Here is a 20,109-nt window from a genome sequence, read left to right on the forward strand (position 1 = left end):
AGCGCCTGTAAGCGGTGCACGAAATCTTGTGTAGAGCTGTGACCCGCCTTTCGCTGCTCCCACAGCCCTTGCGAGCACTCACTCCTGCAATTCGTGCAGGTCGATGGCCGCGGCCATCGCGGCATGGCCGGCCTTGTTGGGGTGCAGATGGTCACCCGAGTCGAACAGCGGGTTCAATGCCTGCGGGTCTGCGGGATCACGCAGCGCCGCATCGAAATCGACCACGCCGTCGATGTCCTGCCGGCCGCGAATCCAGCGGTTGACGGCTTCGCGCATGGCATCGTTGGCCTCGTTCCAGTAAGGCGTGTTCCTGAATGGCGGCACCGTGCCGAGCAGCACCTTCACACCCTTGGCGCGAGCCTGCTTGACCAGTTGCTCCAGTCCGTCGGTGATGCGCTCGGCGGTCGGCATGTCGCGGGCCTTGATCTCGGCGCCGGGCACGTTGGCGAACAGGGTGCGGCCGATGTCGTTGGTGCCGAGCAGGACGATCGCGTGCGTCACGCTGCTCTGCCGCAGGGCGTCGCGCTCGAAACGCGAGAGGCCGCTGGGCCCCATGCCGTCGGCCAGCAGGCGGTTGCCGCCGATGCCGGCATTGAGCACCGCTATGTCGTTTCCGGCGCCCTGCGTATCGCGCAGGCGCGTGGCCAGCATGTCGGGATAGGCCCCGAACTTGGCCTCCGCGGTGCCCGAGGTGATGGAGTCGCCGAAAGCCACGACGGTGCGCACGGACTTCGTGGTGAGCACGTCGAGCCCGGTCACGATCTGGTTCAGCACCAGCGGCGTGGGGCTCTTCAGCTTCGGCGCCATCACGGCATTGCCGGCAGTCACCCAAGTCGTTCCCGGCTCGAGCATGGAAACCGTGGAAAACGGCGCGGCGCGGTCGAAGAAGGCACTCACGACCACGGTTTGCCCCGCCTGAACCGGCAGGTCGACGCCATCGCTCCAGGCGTCCGCGCCGGGGGCGATCGTGAGGCTGGTGCGCCCGCCGAACCGCAGCACGCGCAGCGTGGCCGGCGAGAACGCATCGGCGCCGGTGCCGCGTGCCGCACTCGCGGCGGCAATGCGCAGCGGCGTTTTGCCGAAGCGGTTCGAGAAGCGGATGCGGATGCGCTGGCCGTCCAGCGACAGTTCGACCTGCTGGCGCAGCGTCTGCCCGCGCAGGTCATTGCCGGCGGGCGATGAATAGCCCGCGCCGCCGGGGCTTGCGGCCAGCTCGCCGAACTCGACCGGCGCCACGGCCCAGCTCGCCACCCAGTGCGCCTCGGCGGGCTGGCGGGGATGGTTGCCGGGAGTGACGGCCTGCACGCCGACGGCCAGCACCGCGAGGCAGAGGGCCGCCACCCAGTGCGCCGTGGCCACGTCGCGGAGGTGGGCTGCCCAACGAGAAACCAGTTTCATTCGCGCAAAGCGGCTCAGTTTACGGAGCCATGATCTCCCGCGCGTGACGAGGTCTAAAGCCGGGTTACCAAGTGTCTACATAGGTAGCGGCCGCGCCGGGCGCCTTCGTCGCGGAGGACAGTCCACGCACCAGCCAGGTGCGTGTTTCGGCCGGATCGATCACTGCATCGATCTCCAGCGTCTGCGCCATGTGGATCGCCTCGCCGTTCGCGTACTGCTGCGCCACGAGCTTCCTGAACAGCGCATCGCGCTCGCCGCCCTCCGGGACGGCCGCCAGTTCCTTGCGAAAGCCCAGACGCACAGCACCTTCGAGCCCCATCGCACCGAATTCGCCAGTGGGCCAGGCCACGGTGAAAACGGGTGCGTCGAAACCGCCCGCCGTCATCGCCTGCGCGCCCAAGCCATAGCCCTTGCGCAGCACCACGGCGAAGAACGGCACGCGCAGGTGCGAGGCCACCATGAACATGCGGCACACGTGGCGCACCTGCGCCTGCGCCTCGATTTCGGGCCCGACCATGAAGCCGGGCGTGTCGCACAACGAAACAATTGGAAGGCCGTGCGCATTGCACAGCTGCATGAAGCGCGCGGACTTGTCGGCCGCTTCCACGTCGATCGCGCCGCCAAGGTGGTGCGGGTTGTTGGCCATCAGGCCCACGGGCCGGCCCTCGATGCGCGCGAGCGCCGTGACGATGCCCGCGCCGAAACCCGCGCGCAGTTCGAGCAGCGAGCCGGTGTCGGCCACGCCGCGCATCGCCGCTCGCACGTCGTACACGCGCAGCCGGTTCTCGGGCACGACGTGGCGCAGCGTGCGCGGGTCTGCGCATTGCCAACCGGTGGTCGCACCCTGGAAGTACGACAGGTACTGCTTCGCCGCGGCCACTGCGGCGGCTTCGTCTTCCACGAGGATGTCGATCACGCCATTGCGCGACTGCACGCTGCTCGGGCCGATCTGTTCGGGCGCAAAGGTCCCGAGGCCGCCGCCTTCGATCATCGCGGGGCCGCTCATGCCGATGTTGCTGCTCCTGGTGGCGATGATCACGTCGGCGCAGCCCAGCAGCGCCGCGTTGCCCGCGAAGCAGCGGCCGTGCACGATGCCGACCACGGGCACCTTGCCCGAGAGCGCCGCGAACTGGCTGAAGGTATGGTTGTTGAGCCCCGCGACGATCGGCATGTCCGTATCGCCGGGACGACCGCCGCCACCCTCGGCGAACAGCACCACCGGCAGCTTCAGCTGATGCGCGACCGCCAGCAGCCGGTCGGTCTTGTGGTGGTTGCGCATGCCCTGCGTGCCGGCCAGCACGGTGTAGTCGTAGGCCAGCACGGCGCAGCGCGACACCTCGGGGCCGAACTGCTTCGCATTGATGCTGCCCAGGCCCGTGACCATGCCGTCGGCGGGCGTGTTGGCGATCAGGTCCTCGAGCGTGCGGCGGCGCGTCTGTGCGGCGATGGCGAGCGCGCCGTACTCGATGAAGTTTTGGGGGTCGGCAGCGGTGTCGCACAGGTCGGCGATGTTCTCGCGCGCGGTGCGGCCGCCCTGCGCGTGGCGCTTGTCGACGGCGGCCTTGCGATTGATGTCGAGCGTGGGCGCGTGGCGGTCGATGACCTTTTGCAGGTCGGGGCGGATCGCATCGAGGTCGTGCTCGGCGCGCGCCTCGGCCTCGACGGCTTGCGCATCGACGGCTTCGAGCTGCACCAGCGACTGGCCTTCGACGAGGTAGTCGCCGGGCGCGGCCAGCAGCGCGACCACGCGGCCGGCCACGGGCGCGTGCAGCAGGTGCTCCATCTTCATGGCCTCGAGCACGCCGAGTTGCGCGCCGGCGGGCAGCACGTCGCCGATGTCCACTTCGAACTGCAGGAGGCGGGCCGGCATCGGCGCCTTGACGGTCAGTTCGTCCGAACCGTCGTCTTCGACGGCGGGTTGTGTAGCCGGCGCGGCCGCCGTCTTCTTCGCATGCTTTTCAAACGAGGCCGCGGCGGCCAGCAGATCGCCCAGATGCGCCTCCACGAAGCGCGTGTGCACCGCCTGCGTCGCGAACTCGGGCCGCGCTGCGATGGCGCGCAGCAGCGGCAGGTTCGTGGCGATGCCGTCGATGTGGCATTCGTCCAGCGCGCGCAGCGAACGGCGCAATGCATCCGCGAAACGCGGCGATGGCGAATGCACGATGAGCTTGGCGAGCAGCGTGTCGTAGTGCGGCGAAGGCGCAAGGCCCGCATAGCCGTGCGTGTCGACGCGCACGCCCGGCCCGGCCGGCAGGTCGAAGCGCGCGAGCGTGCCGCCCGAAGGCCGCGCGTTGCCTTGCGCATCGAGCGTCTCGGCGTTGATGCGCCACTGCACCGCGAAGCCGCGCTGCGGCGCGGTGCGATCGGCGTCCACGCCCAGTTCATCCAAGGGCTGGCCCGCTGCGACAGCGATCTGCAGTTGCACCAGATCGAGACCGGTCACCGCTTCCGTCACCGTGTGCTCGACCTGCAGCCGCGGGTTCGCCTCGATGAAGACGAAGGGCAGCGTCGTCGATCCGGCATCGACCAAGAATTCGAACGTGCCCAGCCCGCGATAACCCACCGCCTTCGCCATGCGCAGCGCAGCCTGCGTGACCCGCGCGCGCAGGGCCTCGGGCAGCGAGGGACTCGGTGCAATTTCCACCAGCTTCTGGAAGCGCCGTTGCAGCGTGCATTCGCGCTCGCCGAGGCTGGCGACGGACTGCCCGTCGCCCAGCACCTGCACCTCGATGTGCCGCGCATTGCGCATCAGCCGTTCGACGTACACGCCCTCGATGCCGAAGGCCGCCCTGGCTTCGGACATGCAGCGGGCATGTGCCTCGGGCAGTTCGTGCACATCGATCACCGCGCGCATGCCGCGCCCGCCGCCGCCGCCAATGGCCTTGACCATTACGCCCGCGCCCTGCGCGTGCTGCTCGGCGAAGAAGGCCTGCGCCTGCGCAAGCGTCACCGCGCCGGCGCTGCCGGGCATCACCGGCACATCGCATTGCGTGGCCAGGGCGCGCGCGCGTGCCTTGTCGCCGAACAGGCCCAGCTGCTCGGGCGTCGGTCCGATGAAGACGAGGCCTGCCTCGGCACAGGCCTGCGCGAAATCGGCGCGCTCGCTGAGAAAGCCGTAGCCGGGATGCACCGCATCGCATCCTTGCGCCTTTGCAACGGCAATCAGCGCGGCCACGTCGAGGTACGCGGAAGGCCCGGTCGCATCGAGTGCGACGGCCGTGTCGGCCAGCTGCGCGTGCAGCGCCGAGACGTCGTCGCGCGCATGCACCGCCACGCTGGCGATGCCCAGGTCGCGCAGGGCGCGCATCAGCCGCACGGCGATCTCGCCGCGGTTGGCAATCAGAACTTTGGAGAACAAACAGAACCTCTCAGCTTTGGTCTTTGAGCAGGCGGCGCAGCACCTTGCCCGCGCCGGTGGTCGGCAATGCATCGATGAAGCTCACGGCGCGCGGCGCCTTGTAGCTCGCCATGTTGTCTCGCGCCCAGGCAATCAGCGCATCGGCCTCGAGCGCGGCGCCGGGCTTGCGCACGATGAAGGCCTTCACGACCTCGCCCTTCTCGGCATCGGGCTGCGCGATGACGGCCGCCTGCGCGACCGCCGGGTGCTTGATGAGGATGGTCTCTACCTCTTCGGGGAACACGCTGTAGCCCGAGACTTTGATCATTTCCTTGAAGCGGCCGATGAAGGTGAGGTAGCCATCGGCGTCGAGCTTGCCCATGTCGCCCGTGTGCACCCAGCCATTGCGCAGCGTGGCAGCGGTGGCCTCGGGCTTGTTCCAATAGCCCTTGAAGACGCCGGGGCTGGTCAGCACGATCTCGCCGACGTCGCCCGTAGGCATGTCGGCCTGCGTGTCGCCATCCTTGTCGGGATTGACGATGCGGATCGTCACGCCCGGCACCGGCACGCCCTGCGTGCCCCAGCGCGGCGCATGGTGCGGCGTGTAGGTGTCGCAGGTGTGCGTTTCGCTCAAGCCGTAGGCCGCCTCGAACGAGGTGCAGCTGGGCGCGTGCGAGCGCCACTGGCGCGCCAGCGTTTCGGTGAAGGTGATGCCGAAGCTCGTCACCGGGTTCATCTTCAGGCTGCCCAGGTCGAAGCTCGCGATGTCGGGCACCTGCATGCAGGCCACGTTCATCGGCGCGATGCTGTACCACCAGCTCACCTTGTACGCGGCGATGGCCTGCAGCGCGGCGCGCGGGTCGAAGCGGTGCATCAGCACCGAGGTTGCGCCGCTGAGCACCGGCACGTTGACGCCCATCAGCATGCCCGCGATGTGATACAGCGGCGCAATGGACAGCAGCACGTCATCGGGCCCCACGCCATTGCAGTCGGCCGCGGCGCGCGTCTTGAAGAGCGCGTTGCCATAGCTCAGCATCGCGCCCTTCGGCAGGCCGGTGGTGCCCGAGGTGTAGGTCATGAGCGCAACGTCGTCCATGTCGATGGCGACGGCCTGCGGCTTCGCGCCAGCCTTCATCACGGCGAGGAAGTCTTCGCAGCCTTCGGGTACGGTGCGTTCGGACTTGCGCTCCGCGGCGAGTTCGAGCGGAAGGTCGAGCGCGGGATGGGCAGGCAGCAGATCGGCGTAGTGCACCACGAACACATGTTCGAGCGCGCTCTGCGGCTGCACCTTGCGCACTACCGGCAACAGCGGCGCGGCCGCGACGATCACGCGCGCCTTCAGGTCGTTGACCTGGTAGGCCAGCTCGTGCTCCTTGTTGAGCGGCCCGCTCGGGCAGACGATGGCGCCGATTTTCTGAATGCCGAAGTGCGCCACAAGGTATTGCGGGCAGTTGTTGAGGAAGAGCACCACCGGCTCTCCCTTCTTCACGCCGAGCGCCTGCAGCCGCGCGGCGAAGGCGTCGCTCGCGCGATCGAGCTCGGACCAGCTCATCGCCTGGCCGTACCAGAGACAGGCAGTGCTGCCGCCGCGCTCGCGTGCGTGGGTGCGCAGGTACTCGTGCAGGGGCTGCTGCGGGCGGTCGGGCAATGTCTCCATGGCGTCACTTCCTCAGGGTTATCGATAGCCGCACGCACCGGGCTGGCGCTTGCCAATGGCGCATGGTGCACGAACAATCCTACCCATGGGTATAACTTCCGCGACACGGCACAAACCCTCTGGAGGCCAGAGCGGCACCGCTGCACAGCCGCACCTGCCGCAAGGCACGGGCCGACAGCGCGCAGCCACGCAGGGCACCGACCTGCAGCGCGAGCGCATCCTGCAGGCGGCTGCGCAGCTGTTCGCGGCGCAGGGCTATGCCAACACCACCATGGCGCAGATCGTGCGCGCGCTGGGCGTGACCAAGCCCTTCGTGTACTACTACTTCCGCGACAAGCAGGAGATTTTCGAGACGCTCTCCTGGCGCCCGGCTGTCGATTGCTTCACCGCGCTCGACTTCGCAGCCACCGACCCGCGCCGCGCCAGCGAGAAGGTGATCGACGGCATCGAGCGGCTGATTCGCGCGACCATTGCGCATCACCCCGTCGCCTTCTTTCCTTATCGCGAGCCGCAGGTGTACCGGCCCGAGTACATCGCGGCGCAGAAGAAGCTCGCCCGCCACTTCTACGACCTGCTGTGCCCGCTGCTCGAAGAAGCGCGGCGCGACGGCGACCTCGACTTCGCCGAGACCAAGCTCACCGCGCTCGCGGCCTGCAGCCTGCCGGGTTTTCTCTACAGCTGGTACCGCCCGAACGGGCGCCTCTCGCCCGACGAGGTGGTGGCCGAACTCACGAAGCTGGCCGGCCGCGTGATCGGGCTGCAAGCGAAGAACTGACCGACAACCATCCCCGGAGACAAACCATGAAGTTCAACCGTGCGCCATTGGCGCGGATCGCCCTTGCCTGCCTGCTGGCCACCGCCGGCGCCGCTCACGCGCAGCAGACCTACAAGGTCGCCTACATCGATCCGCTCTCGGGTCCTTTTGCCAACGTCGGCGAGCTGATGCTGATGCACACGCAGTACGCCATCGAGGACATCAACGCCAGGGGCGGCGTGCTCGGCGGCACGAAGCTGCAGCTGCTGCAGTTCGACAGCAAGCTCTCGGCGCAGGAAAGCCAGAGCGCGCTGCAGGCGGCCATCGACCAGGGCGCGAAGGCGATCGTCACGGGCGGCTCGGGCTCGTCGGTGGTCACGGCGCTGGTGCAGTCGGTGGCGCGCTGGAATCAGCGCAACCCGGGCAAGGAGCTGATCGTGTTGAACCACTCCTCCATCGACCCCGAGATGACGGGCAAGAGCTGCAGCTTCTGGCACTTCCAGACCGAGGCCAACACGGCGATGAAGATGAAGGCGCTGGCCAACTACATCAAGAAGACGCCCGACGTGAAGAAGGTCTACCTGCTCAACCAGGACTACGCGCACGGCAAGCAGTGGGCGAGCTATGGCAGGCAGCTGGTGGGCCTGGCGCGGCCCGACGTCCAGTTCGTGGGCGAGGCGCTGCACCCCATCGGCCGCGTGAAGGACTTCGCGCCCTACATCGCCAACGTGAAGCAAAGCGGCGCTGATTCGGTCATCACCGGCAACTGGGGCCAGGACATGACGCTGCTGCTGAAGGCCGCCGGCGACGCGGGCTACAACCTGCGCTACTTCAACCACAGCGCGGGCTCGGTGCCGGGCACGGTGACGGCCGTGTCGCAGGCGAAGCTGGGCCAGTTGACCTGGGTGGCCGAATGGCATCCGGGCGAGGCCGACACGCCCAAGGTGGACGCGCTGGCCAAGGCCTACAAGGCCAAGACCGGCAAGGACTTCCTCGCGCCGCGCATCGACATGACGCCGCGCCTGCTGGCTGCCGCCATCGACAAGGCCGGTTCGACCGACACCGTCAAGGTGGCTCGCGCGCTCGAGGACCTGAGCTTCGACTCTGTGGTGGGCTCGGTGCGCATGCGTGCCGAAGATCACCAGCTGCTGCTGCCGCAGGTGGTCAACACCATCGTGCCGGTGGACGGCAAGACGGTGAAGACGGGCTGGGAAGGCACTAACTACGGTTTTCGCACCGACGCGGTGTATACCGGGAACGAGCTGGCGCAAGGTACGGAGTGCAAGATGGTTCGGCCATGACTTGCCTCGGGGCGCGCGCGAAGGCCACCGGGTGCTCCCCTCCGCGAATGTCCTAAGGGAAACCCCGTCCTGCCCACCTCCCGTGCCGTCGGGATACTCCGGCTTCCATACCCCGGTATCCGAAGCGGGTCCACTCCGAAGGCACAACAAGACCATGGCAGGCAAAAACTCGCTCCACCCGATCCCGCATCCGGCGAAGAAGCCCTTCGTCGGGAACCTGCTGTCGATCGGCTCCGACTCCCCCGTGCTCGACATGTGGAAGATCGCGCAGGACCTCGGCGGCATCTACTGGCTGGACATGCCGGGCATGCCGGTGATCGTGGTCTCGTCGCCCGCGCTGGTGGACGAACTCTGCGAGGAAGCGCGCTTCGACAAGAGCACGCGCGGCGCGCTGCGCCGGCTGCGCGCCGCCTCGCACGGACTGTTCACTTCGGACACGCACGAGGAGACCTGGTCGAAGCCGCACAACATCCTGCTGGCCAACTTCAGCCAGCGCGCGATGCAGGCCTACCACCCGATGATGCTGGACATCGCGGGGCAGCTGGTCACCAAGTGGGAGCGGCTGAACTTCGATGAAGAGGTGGACGTGGTGCGCGACATGACCGCGCTCACGCTCGACACCATCGGCCTGTGCGGCTTCGGCTATCGCTTCAACTCGTTCTACCGCGAGGGCTTCCATCCTTTCGTCGACGCGATGGTGCGCACGCTGGAGACGGTGCAGAACCGCCGCGGCCTGCCGCTGGAAGAGCTGATGCTGAAGAAGGAGCTCGCGCAACAGCGCAAGGACATCCGCTTCATGCACAAGATGGTGGAAGACATCATCGAGGAGCGGCGCGCGAGCGGGGCCGACATCGCCACCAAGCCCGACCTGCTGAGCTACATGATCGCTGGCGTGGACAAGAAGAGCGGCGAGCAGCTCACCGACAAGATGATCCGCGACGAGTGCATCGAATTCCTCATCGCGGGGCACGAGACCACCAGCGGCCTGCTCTCGTTCGCCATCTACTTCCTGCTGAACAACCCCGAGGCGATGGCCAAGGCGCAAGCCGAGGTGGACAACGTGTTCGGCCCGGACACCTCGCAGAAGCCGACCTACGCGCAGGTCAACCGGCTGCAGTACGTGATGCAGGTGCTGAAGGAATCTCTGCGCCTGTATCCGACCGCGCCCGCGATCTCGATGCGCGCCAAGGAAGACACGAAGATCGGCGGGCTGTACACGATCAAGAAGAACAACATGGTCATCATGCATGCGCTGGCGCTGCACCGTGACAAGGGCATCTGGGGCGAGGATGCCGACCAGTTCAACCCCGACCACTTCAGCCGCGAAGCCGAGCGCGAGCGGCCGGTGAACGCGTTCAAGCCCTTCGGCAACGGGCAGCGCGCCTGCATCGGGCGGCAGTTCGCGCTGCAGGAAGCGGTGCTCACGCTGGGCATGATCCTTCAGCGCTTCAACCTCGTGGACCACACGGGCTACAAGCTGAAGATCAAGGAAGCGCTGACGATCAAGCCCGAGAATTTCAAGATCAAGGCACTGCTGCGCGACCCGGCCACGCGCCCGCGCGGCAACATGAGCGACGCGGCCGCCGCGCCCGTGCAGCCCACGCAGCCAGCACAGCGCAAGCAGCAGGCGGCGCGCCACGGCACCTCGCTGCTGGTGCTGCAGGGCTCCAACCTCGGCACGGCCGAAGACCTCGCGCGGCAGCTGGCCGAGGCCGGCGAGACGCGCGGCTTCTCCACCCAGCTGGCCTCGCTCGACGACTATGCCGAGCGGCTGCCGGCCAACGGCGCGGTCGCCATCGTCTGCGCCTCGTACAACGGCGTGGCGCCCGACAACGCGGCCGAGTTCCACCGCTGGCTCGACAAGGCCGACGATTCGCTCAACGGCGTGCGCTTCAGCGTGTTCGGCTGCGGCAACACCGACTGGGCCGCCACCTACCAGGCGGTGCCGCGCCGCATCGACGAACGGCTCGAGGCGCTCGGCGCCACGCGCGTGCATCCGCGCGGCGAAGGCGATGCGCGCGAGGACATGGACGGCGCCTTCCAGGACTGGAGCGATGCGCTGTGGCCCGAGCTGGTGAAGGCCTTCGACATCAAGACCGGCGCCGACTCACCCGCGCAGAGCGAGCCGCTCTACACGCTCGAGGAGCTGCCGCCGCCGCAGAAGAACGCGATCGTCGACGCGCTGGGCGCGGTGGCGCTGCGGGTGATCGAGAACCGAGAGCTGCAGAACGGCGGCAACGGCGAAGCAGGCCGCTCCACGCGCCACGTCGAGCTGATGCTGCCCGAGGGTCTGGTCTACCGCGCCGGCGACCACCTGAGCGTGGTGCCGCGCAACAGTCCGGCCCAGGTCGAACGTGCGATGGCGCGCTTCGGCTTCGACCGCGACGCGCATGTGCGCCTGCATGCCGGCTCGGGCCGCAAGGCGGCGCTGCCGCTGGAGCAGGTGATCGCGGTCGACCGCCTGCTGGGCGACTACGTCGAGCTGCAGGACGTGGCCACGCGCAAGCAGATCGCCACGCTCGCGGCGTACACCGAGTGCCCGTTCACCAAACCCAAGCTCGTGGCCCTGTCGGGCAGCGACGAGTCTTCGCAGACGGCGTACAAGACAGAGGTGCTGCACAAGCGCAAGTCGCTGCTCGACCTGCTGGAAGAGCACCGCGCCTGCCAGGTACCGTTCGCGGTGTTCCTCGAAATGCTGTCGCCGCTGTCGCCGCGCTACTACTCGATCTCTTCTTCCCCGACGATGACGCCGGGCAAGTGCAGCGTGACGGTGGGCGTGGTGAGCGGCCCCGCCAGGTCGGGCAGCGGCACCTTCGAGGGCGTGTGCTCCAACTTCCTGGCGCGCGCCGAAGCCGGCGACACGGTGCACGGCGTGGTGCGAGAGACCACGGCCGAGGGCTTCCGGCTGCCCGACGATGCGGCCCGGCCGCTCATCATGGTCGGACCAGGCACCGGCCTCGCGCCGTTCCGCGGCTTCCTGCAGGAGCGCGCGGCGCAGATCGAAGGAGGTAACCCGCTCGGCGAGGCGCTGCTTTTCTTCGGCTGCCGCCATCCCGAGCAGGACTTCATCTATGCCGACGAACTCCAGGCCTGGGCGCACCGCGGCGTGATGAAGCTGCACACCGCGTTCTCGCGCGCGGGCGAGCGCAAGGTCTACGTTCAGGACCTGATCCGCGAGCAGGCCGCCGATGTGTGGAAGCTGCTGGAAGCGGGCGCGGTGGTCTACGTGTGCGGCGACGGCTCGCGCATGGAACCCGACGTGCGGCGCACGCTGAGCGACCTCGCGCGCGAGCACGGGCACGACAGCAAGGCGTGGATGGACAAGATGATCGCCGACCAGCGCTACGTGCTGGACGTGTGGGCCGGAAGCTGAGGAGCCCGCTGGGGCTCAGATATCGCGATCGGGATCCGGATAGACCAGCGGCCCCAGCAGCCCTCGGTTGAAGGGCTTCCACTCGCCCTCGGGCTGCGCCAGCCGGTCGGCCACCGCATAGAGCACCGCGGGGTGCGCGCCCAGTCCCAGGTGGCTGGCGACGACTTCGATGTTCTCGGACTGCGGCCCGGTCTTCTCGATGCTGCAGCGCCAGGCAACGACACCGTCGGTGCGGCTGAAGATCGAGGTGGTCGGCACCGGCGGCGTGGGCTGCACGAACTTCATGCGGCGCGGGTCATGCGAACTCTGGCCGCTCACGCCTTCGTACACGCGCCATGCGTTGGTGGCGCGCGGGCTGCCTGAGAACGGGCTGCCCAGCGTGATGACGTTGCGGATCATGGGCGCATAGGAAGACGCCAGCAGCCGCGCATACACGCCGCCCAAACTCCAGCCGATCACGCTGACCTTCTGGCCGCTCTTGTCGTGCAGGGTCTTCAGCAGCTCGACCATGGCGTCTTCCACGCCTTCGCGCGGACCGAAATTGCGGCCCTGGCCCCAGCCGTGCGCGTCATAGCCGCGGCTGCACAGGTAGCGGCGCAGCAGCAGCGTGGAGCCGTCACCCGCCACCAGGCCCGGCAGTACGAGCACCGGGTGTCCATCGCCGCGCGGCGTGAGCTGCAGCAGCGGCCACATGGCGATGCCGGCGCCGGTTTCCCAGAGCGCGCGGGCTTCGGCCAGCAGCAGCAGGCGCGACGGCGGCGCGACAGGTTCCTTGGCGTAGGTGGCAGTGGTCATGATGAAGGATGGCTCCTTTGTGGTTTTTATCTGCTTCAAGACGAACATGAGGCCGACGGAACCAATGCCCCGTCGGACGACAGCGACATTTAACCGAGGTATTTGCGCCTCAGGTAATCAAGGTAAGCCCTCGATTCGCTGGAAACATACGGAGAAACCAGCGTGAGCGTGTAGAAAGCCGCCAAACCGGGGTCGGCCTGCGCCAGCGCGTCGCGCCCCGGCACGAGCCGCTCGAAGGACAGCCAGCAGGTGGTGGTGAAGACCATCTGCAGCGCCAGGATGCGGGCCTGCTCGGCACTGGTCTCGATCACGCCGGAGGCCACCAGGCCTTCGCACAGCGTTTGCGCAGCCAGCAGGTTCTGCGCGGTGAGGGCCTGCGCGCGCTGGCCCAGCGCCGGGTATTCGCTGGCCAGGAAGGCCATGTCGCGGTAGATGAAGCGGTATTCGTCGATGGCCTCGAAGCGCAGGTGCAGCGCAAGCCAGAGGTCGTCGATGGCGGCGATCGATGCCGACGAACCGTTCAGGGCCTCGAGCCGCTGCTCGAAGCGCCGGAACAGCCATTCGACGATCAGCTGCTTGGCCTTGAAGTGGTAGTGCAGGTTGCCCGGGCTGATGCCGAGCTCGGCCGCGATCTTGTGGGTCGACACGGCCGCGAGGCCTTGCGCGTTGAACAGCGCGAGGCTGGCCTGCAGGATGCGGTCGCGTGTGGTGTTGGAACTGGCCACAACCGGCTTGTCGGGTTGCCGCTCAGCGTTTGGCGCGGCCACGGGGGGCGGCGGCGCCGGTGCCTTCGAGTTGCGCCACGCGTGCGCGCAGTTGCGCGACCTCGTCGCGCAGGGCCTGCACTTCTTCTGCGCCGGGCATGCCCAGGCGCTGCATGGCGGTGGCGACGCGCTGGTCGAAAACGTCCTCGAACTTGCGGATGCCGAAGCTGTCGAGCCCGGGGACCTTGCCCTGCCCGATGCCGAGCAGGCCCTCGATCACGTTGGCCTGGCGCTTGGCGACGTCGTTGCGCACGTTGTCCAGTGCCTTCAGGCCGGCGCGCAGCAAGACTTCAGCCTTGCCGGGCTCCGCGGACTTCTTGGTTGCCGCGGTCGCCTTCCTGGCAGCCGGCATCTTCTTCGCAGGCGCCGCCCTCTTCTTCAGCTTTGCAGTTTCGTCAGGACGGGTCGCCATGCAGTGCTCCAGATGCCGGAAAAAAGAAAAGGGCGCTTTCACGCGCCCCGGGGTCAGGCCGCCTTGCGGGCAGCAGCGCGGCGAACCGGCTTCTTGGCGGCGGCGGCCTTGGCCTTCACCGTGCGAACGGGCCTGGCTTCTTCGGCGCCGCTCACGCGGGCTTCGATCTGCTTCGTGCCGGCGGCGATCTTGTCGGCGATCTGCACCGAGACGGCGGCGATCGGCTGGTTCAGCGCGCCCAGGGCATTGATCACCGAGGTGGCGACCGGCGACTCGACGCGGGCCACGCGGCCAGCAACGGCTTCGATGCCGCTGGTGGTGCCGGCTGCAACGCGGTCCATCACGGACACGATGCGGCTGGTGTCGATATCCAGGCGGTTGGCCAGGAAACCATTGATCTTTTCCTGCGCGCCGATCAGGTTGGCCTTGACCTGCTCGCTCACCAGCGGAATCTGGCGGCTGCCGAGGAACTCGCTGTAGCGCGAAGCGGCACCGCCCAGGAGCCGATGCACGCCGGTGCGGTAGGCGCCGACCAGGGTCTTGCCGGCGTCGTTGTACTGGCCGACGACATGAACGGCTGCGGAAGCGATGGTGGTTTGCGTGGACATGAGAGTGATTTCCTTGAAGTTGATGGGCTCGCGAAGGAAACGGGTGTGTCTGTCGCGATGGGCCTATCTTCTTCCGCGGGGCCTAGGCCTGAAAAACTAGAACGGTCGGAAAACTAGTCCAACTGCCCCAATTTTCAGCAGGCCGCCGGGCCCCGTGCGCCGATCATGCCGCAGCGGCCCGGGGGGTGCCGGAGCGTTTGGCCGGAGCGGCCTTGCGGGCCGGTGGCTTGGGCGCGACCTTGATGGGCGCCTTCTTCACGGCAGCCTTCACGGGAGCCTTCTTGCGCGCGGCAGGCTTCTTCTTCGCGGCAACGGGCGCGGGCGTGGGCGCGGCCTCGTCCGACGGGTCTTCGGCCATCTTGGCCGGCACCGGCGCGGGCGCCGCACCGGTGGCCGCCGGGTGCTTCTGCGTCAGCTCCATCAGCAGCTTGTGCTCGGCCAGCATGTAGTCGCCGATCTCGGTGATGTCGGGTACCGCGCGGCGGCAGGCGATCAGGCCGTAGTCCATGCGGCCGTTGTAGCTCTGCACCGTCACGTTGAGCGCCGTGCCGTGGCTGGCGATCGACACCGGGTAGTAGCAGGTGACCAGCGCGCCCGCGAAGTACATCGGGAACGGCGCCCCGGCCACGTTCGAGATGGCCACGTTGGCCGCCGGCGGCAGCAGGTTGACGATGCCAGAGCGCCCCACCATCGAGGCAATGCCCGACATCAGCCAGGGCGCGGCGAAGGTCGGGAAATCGTCGAGGATCACCGCCTTGAAGCGGTTCATGGTCGACTTCGACGAGGTCGACGACGCGTTGATCGCCTTCAGCCGCTGCACCGGGTCGGTGATGTCGGTGGCCAGGCTCACGAGGATCATGCTGGCCTGGTTGTTGGCCGTCTGGTCGCCGGCCTCGCGCAGGCTGACCGGCACGCCGGCCACCAGCGGCTTGGCCGGCAGTTCGTTGTTGTCGGCCAGGTAGTGGCGCAGGGCGCCGGACACGGTGGCCATGACCACGTCGTTGAGCGACACGCCGAAGTGCTTGGCGATGTACTTGGTCTCGGCCAGCGAGATGGTGCGCCCGGCGAAGGTGCGCTGGTTGGTGATCGACACGTTGAGCGAGGTTCGCGGCGCGAAGAGGTTGAACTTCTTCGGCGCGGCGGCCGTGTCCTTCTCGGCCGCCTTCTCGTCGGGCTTGGCCAGCCCGCCGATGGCACGCGCGATGGCCGGCGCCATCTTGAAGAGCTTCACGTACTGCTGCGCGGTGTTGCGCAGCGCCGCGGTCGCAAGCTCCGCCATGCCCAGCTGGTAGCCGCTGCCGCGCGGGCGCGAACGCGGCGGCTTCACCACGCGGCCGGTGGCCTCGAGGTCGAAGATGGCCTTGCCCACTTCCACGCCGGCCTGCCCGTCGATGCCCGCGTGGTGCACCTTGGTGTAGAGCGCCACCTGCCCGCTCTTGAGGCCGTCGATGATGTAGAACTCCCACATCGGCCGGCTGCGGTCGATGAGCGAGGAATGCAGCCGCGCCACGTACTGCTGCAGCTGGCGGTTGGTGCCGGGCTTGGGCAGCGTGATGTGGCGCACGTGGTAGTCGAGGTCGATGTCGTCGTCCTCGACCCACACCGGGTTGCTCATGTCGAAGGGCATCAGCGCGAGCTTGCGCGTGAACACGTCGGCCAGGTGGATGCGGCTGGCCATGAAGCTCTTGGCGTCTTCGTAGAAGTCGCCCTTGTAGCCCTTGGGCAGGTCGAGCACGTTCAGGGAGCCCACGTGCATCGGCATTTCCGGCGTTTCCATGTGCAGGAAGGTGGCATCAAGACCGCTCAGGTGTTTCATGTGTTGTCTCTCCTTGGTGGGGCATGCGCCGCTAGGGTCTGTCATCAATCAAACGCCCTCGCGAACCCCTGCTGCGCGGTGCAGTGCAAGGCGCCCTGAACGCCGCGTAGCATCGCTACGCAAGTGAAGGGCAACGCCGCATGGCGGGGCCAGCGCGAGGGCGTTTGATTGATGACAGACCCTAAGCAGGATAGCGCGGGCACTGCATTCGTGGGCCCCGCGTTCTTCAGTGTTTCCACCGGGGGGAAGGCATCGGCGCGACAGGGGTTTGCCCGAAGTAGCGAAAAAGTGTCGGGCGCCTGGCGGGCATGCGGCAACTGCTCACAAGGCCCTCTTTCACACGGGCTCCGTACACTGAGGCCATGACATCCAGCCTCCCCCCGCAGCATCCGCAAGACGAGCAGCTCTGGCTCGAAGACATCGACGGCGAGAAGCAGCTCGCCTGGGCCCGCGAACAGAACGCGATCACCGTGCAGGCCTATGCGCAGTCGCCCGCGTTCGAGGCGCTCCAGCAGGGCATCCTCGAGGTGCTCGACTCGGACGACCGCATTCCGATGGTGCGCAAGATCGGTCCCTTCTTCTACAACTTCTGGCGCGACAAGGAGCACCCCAAGGGCCTGTGGCGCCGCACCACGCTGGACGAGTACCGCAAGCCGCAGCCCGCGTGGGAGAGCGTGCTCGACCTCGACGCGCTGGCCGCGGCCGACAAGGAGAACTGGGTCTGGCACGGCGCCGACTGCCTGGAGCCCGACTACAAGCGCTGCCTGGTCTCGCTGTCGCGCGGTGGCGCCGATGCCGACGTGGTGCGCGAGTTCGACCTCGAATCGAAGCAGTTCGTCGAAGGCGGCTTCTCGCTGCCCGAGGCCAAGAACCACGTGGGATGGAAAGGCATCGACCAGCTCTACGTGGCCACCGACTTCGGCCCCGGCTCGATGACCAGCTCCAGCTATCCGCGCATCGTGAAAGAGTGGCGGCGCGGCACGCCACTCGCGAGCGCGGCCACGGTGTACGAAGGCCTGCACGAGGACATGTCCATCAGCGCCTACCGCGACAACACGCCCGGCTTCGAGCGCGACTTCGTCTCGCGCCAGATCGACTTCTACGAGAGCGAGACCTGGCTGCGCGGCGCCGACGGCACCCTCGCCAAGATCGACGTGCCCGACGACTCGCTGGCCGAGATCACGCGCGAGTGGATGCTGATCGAGCCGCGCACCGACTGGACCGTGGGCGGCGCCACCTACAGGTCGGGCTCGCTGCTGGCTGCGAAGTTCGACGACTACATGGCCGGCCGGCGCGAGCTCACGGTGCTGTTCGAGCCCGACGACACCACCGCGCTCGACAGCCACTCGTGGACGCGCCATCACCTGATCGTCAACGTGATGCACGACGTGGTGAACCGCCTCGAGGTGCTCACGCCTCCCGCCGACGGAAGGGGGCCATGGAGGCGCGAGAGCCTGGGCGGCGCGCCCGAGCTCTCGACCATCGCCGCGGGCGGCATCGACGAGGACGAGAACGACGACTACTTCCTCACGGTGAGCGGTTTCCTGCAGCCGACCACGCTCTACATCGGCACCATCGGACAGGGCGAGCCCCAGGTGCTGAAGGACAGCCCCGCCTTCTTCGATGCCTCGCGCCATCGCGTGAGCCAGCATTTCGCGACCTCGAAGGACGGCACGCGCGTGCCCTACTTCGAGATCGCCCCGAAGGACCTGCAGGCCAACGGCCGCAACCCCACGCTGCAGTACGCCTACGGCGGCTTCGAGATTTCATTGCAGCCGAGCTACAGCGGCAGCATCGGCCGCGCGTGGCTCGACAAGGGCGGCGTGTACGTCATCGCCAACATCCGCGGTGGCGGCGAGTACGGCCCGCGCTGGCACCAGGCCGCGCTGCAGGAAAACCGGCTGCGCACCTGCGAAGACTTCGCGGCCGTGTCGCAAGACCTGTTCGCGCGCGGGATCACCTCGCCCGCGCACCTTGGCGCGATGGGCGGCAGCAACGGCGGCCTGCTGATGGGCAACATGCTCACGCTGTATCCACAGCTCTACGGCGCCATCGTGAGCGAGGTGGCGCTGCTCGACATGCGGCGCTACACGCACCTGTCGGCGGGCGCCTCGTGGATCGCGGAATACGGCGACCCCGACCAGCCCGAGGAATGGGAATGGATCAAGACCTTCTCGCCCTACGAGAACGCGAAGCCGGGCCAGGCCTATCCGCCCGCGCTGTTCACCACCTCCACGCGCGACGACCGCGTGGGCCCGGTGCATGCGCGCAAGATGCACGCAAAGCTGTCCGCACTGGGGTACGCCAGCAGCTTCTACGAGAACATGGAAGGCGGCCACAGCGCGGCCGCGGACAACAAGGAGTCCGCCTTCATGGACGCGCTGGGCTATGCGTACCTGTGGCACCACCTGAGGAGTTGAAATGAGCAACGCCAACGTCACCCTCGAACTGATCGGCGCGCCGACCGACGTCGGCGCCAGCGTGCGCGGTGCCGGCATGGGCCCCGACGCCCTGCGCGTGGCGGGCCTGCCGGAAGCGCTGGCGCGGCAGGGCTACGTCGTTGTCGACCGCGGCAACCTCGCGGGCCCCGCCACGCCGTGGGCGCCGCCGGCCAACGGGCTGCGCCATCTCGACGAGGTGATCGCCTGGAACCGCTCGGTGTACGCGGCCGTCGACACCGCGCTGGGCGCCAGCCATGTGCCGCTGATGATGGGCGGCGACCACTGCCTGGCCATCGGCTCCATCAGCGCGGTGGCATGGCATGCGCGCAAGCGCGGCAAGAAGCTGCGCGTGCTGTGGCTCGACGCGCACTCCGACGTCAACACCGAGACCACGAGCCCCAGCGGCAACCTGCACGGCATGCCGGTGTCGTGCCTGCTGGGCCACGGGCCCGCGGTGCTCACGGGCTGGAGCGGCGAGCGCGCGGCGCTGCACCACGACGCCATCCGCTTCATCGGCATCCGCAGCGTCGACAGCGACGAGAAGGAGGCCATCCGCACGCTGGGCCTGAGCGTGTTCGACATGCGCCACATCGACGAGCACGGCATGCGCACGACCATGACCGAGGCGCTGCAGGACGTGGACGACGACACGCATCTGCACGTGAGCTTCGACCTCGACTGCCTCGACCCGGCCGACGCGCCCGGCGTGGGCACCGGCGTGCGAGGCGGGCCGACCTACCGCGAGATGCAGTTGTGCATGGAAATGATCGCCGACACCGGACGGCTGGGCTCGCTCGACGTGGTGGAGCTGAACCCCGCGCTCGACGTGCGCAACCAGACGGCCGAGGTGGCGGTCGAACTCATCGAGAGCCTGTTCGGCAAGTCGACGCTGGTGCGTTAGGGCTTGGCGGCCTGCGCGGCCTTGGCCTTGACCGCGTACTGCTGGTAGGCCGGCAGCGCGATGGCCGCGAGGATGCCGATCGCCGCGATGACGGGAAGAAGCAAGGCGCCGATGATGACGCCGACGCCGTTCGGCGGTGGCGGCGCGCCGAAGCGATTGACGCCCTTCGTACCGGGGTTGAACACCCAGACCAGGCTCACGAGCGGAATGAGGCACAGCAGCACGGTCCAACCGGTCCATCCCATGTCGTGGCTGCGCTGGATCGAAAGCAGCGTGAAGAACACGAAATAGGGAATGACGATCAGCAGCGGCAACAGCGACGCGAGGGTCGAACTCAATGAGCTCGCGAAGATCGCAACGATCACGCCGACCACGATCGCGAACAGCAAGTAGCCCACGAGGCTGTAAGACAGATAGCGCAGCCGCCCGATCCGCCCCTTGGAGGACAACAGCTTCACGGGCTGCACTCGGGCTTCGCCGCCATACACATCGGCCACTTCCGCCCTCGGCGCGGCATAGGGATTCACCATCTCTGTCATGCGCTTCTCCTCT

General features: G+C 67.8%; 14 protein-coding genes. 5 read left to right on the top strand and 9 right to left on the bottom strand.

Annotated elements, in window-relative coordinates:
* Positions 1–78: 78 nt before the first annotated feature.
* From ACCD11_RS07175 to ACCD11_RS07185, 3 genes are all read right to left on the bottom strand, one after another.
* Complete coding sequence (locus ACCD11_RS07175; RefSeq protein ID WP_413313220.1) at positions 79–1,398, bottom strand: SGNH/GDSL hydrolase family protein; 1,320 nt, start codon at positions 1,396–1,398, stop codon at positions 79–81.
* Positions 1,399–1,462: 64 nt separating this feature from the next.
* Positions 1,463–4,756, bottom strand: coding sequence for a carboxyl transferase domain-containing protein (locus ACCD11_RS07180; RefSeq protein ID WP_413313222.1), 3,294 nt, complete (start codon positions 4,754–4,756; stop codon positions 1,463–1,465).
* 10 nt (positions 4,757–4,766) lie between these two features.
* Entirely contained in the window at positions 4,767–6,392 is a 1,626-nt protein-coding gene (locus ACCD11_RS07185) for an AMP-binding protein (protein WP_413313224.1), read from the bottom strand.
* 85 nt (positions 6,393–6,477) lie between these two features.
* Here ACCD11_RS07185 and ACCD11_RS07190 point away from each other — a divergent pair, with 85 nt between their 5' ends.
* From ACCD11_RS07190 to ACCD11_RS07200, 3 genes are all read left to right on the top strand, one after another.
* Entirely contained in the window at positions 6,478–7,167 is a 690-nt protein-coding gene (locus ACCD11_RS07190) for a TetR/AcrR family transcriptional regulator (RefSeq protein ID WP_413313226.1), read from the top strand.
* Positions 7,168–7,193: 26 nt separating this feature from the next.
* Complete coding sequence (locus ACCD11_RS07195) at positions 7,194–8,447, top strand: branched-chain amino acid ABC transporter substrate-binding protein (protein ID WP_413313227.1); 1,254 nt, start codon at positions 7,194–7,196, stop codon at positions 8,445–8,447.
* A gap of 154 nt (positions 8,448–8,601) precedes the next feature.
* A complete protein-coding gene (locus ACCD11_RS07200; RefSeq protein ID WP_413313229.1) occupies positions 8,602–11,820 on the top strand; it encodes a bifunctional cytochrome P450/NADPH--P450 reductase in 3,219 nt (1,072 codons plus the stop codon).
* A gap of 15 nt (positions 11,821–11,835) precedes the next feature.
* On the opposite strand, the gene ACCD11_RS07205 is transcribed toward ACCD11_RS07200, so the two are convergent.
* The 5 genes from ACCD11_RS07205 to ACCD11_RS07225 form a co-directional block, all read right to left on the bottom strand.
* Positions 11,836–12,615: an esterase/lipase family protein gene (locus tag ACCD11_RS07205; protein WP_007835991.1), complete on the bottom strand. Its 780-nt coding sequence runs from the start codon at positions 12,613–12,615 to the stop codon at positions 11,836–11,838.
* Positions 12,616–12,704: 89 nt separating this feature from the next.
* Positions 12,705–13,340, bottom strand: a complete 636-nt coding sequence (locus ACCD11_RS07210; protein WP_007835992.1) for a TetR/AcrR family transcriptional regulator — start codon at positions 13,338–13,340, stop codon at positions 12,705–12,707.
* A gap of 22 nt (positions 13,341–13,362) precedes the next feature.
* Positions 13,363–13,791, bottom strand: a complete 429-nt coding sequence (locus ACCD11_RS07215; RefSeq protein ID WP_413313231.1) for a phasin family protein — start codon at positions 13,789–13,791, stop codon at positions 13,363–13,365.
* A gap of 53 nt (positions 13,792–13,844) precedes the next feature.
* Positions 13,845–14,399, bottom strand: coding sequence for a hypothetical protein (locus tag ACCD11_RS07220; RefSeq protein ID WP_007835996.1), 555 nt, complete (start codon positions 14,397–14,399; stop codon positions 13,845–13,847).
* A 163-nt stretch (positions 14,400–14,562) separates the two neighbouring features.
* Positions 14,563–16,215: a WS/DGAT/MGAT family O-acyltransferase gene (locus tag ACCD11_RS07225; RefSeq protein WP_413313233.1), complete on the bottom strand. Its 1,653-nt coding sequence runs from the start codon at positions 16,213–16,215 to the stop codon at positions 14,563–14,565.
* A gap of 362 nt (positions 16,216–16,577) precedes the next feature.
* Here ACCD11_RS07225 and ACCD11_RS07230 point away from each other — a divergent pair, with 362 nt between their 5' ends.
* On the top strand, positions 16,578–18,635 hold the full coding sequence (locus ACCD11_RS07230; RefSeq protein WP_413313235.1) for a prolyl oligopeptidase family serine peptidase: 2,058 nt from the start codon (positions 16,578–16,580) through the stop codon (positions 18,633–18,635).
* A 1-nt stretch (position 18,636) separates the two neighbouring features.
* Complete coding sequence (rocF, locus tag ACCD11_RS07235) at positions 18,637–19,557, top strand: arginase (RefSeq protein WP_413313236.1); 921 nt, start codon at positions 18,637–18,639, stop codon at positions 19,555–19,557.
* Here rocF and ACCD11_RS07240 read toward each other — a convergent pair.
* Positions 19,554–20,096, bottom strand: coding sequence for a DUF805 domain-containing protein (locus ACCD11_RS07240; RefSeq protein ID WP_413313238.1), 543 nt, complete (start codon positions 20,094–20,096; stop codon positions 19,554–19,556). The two genes, rocF and ACCD11_RS07240, sit on opposite strands and share 4 nt — an antisense overlap.
* Between the last annotated feature and the right edge of the window lie 13 nt (positions 20,097–20,109).

Origin of the sequence: Variovorax sp. Varisp36 (genome assembly GCF_047304235.1) — a bacterium.
GTDB lineage: Bacteria > Pseudomonadota > Gammaproteobacteria > Burkholderiales > Burkholderiaceae_C > Variovorax.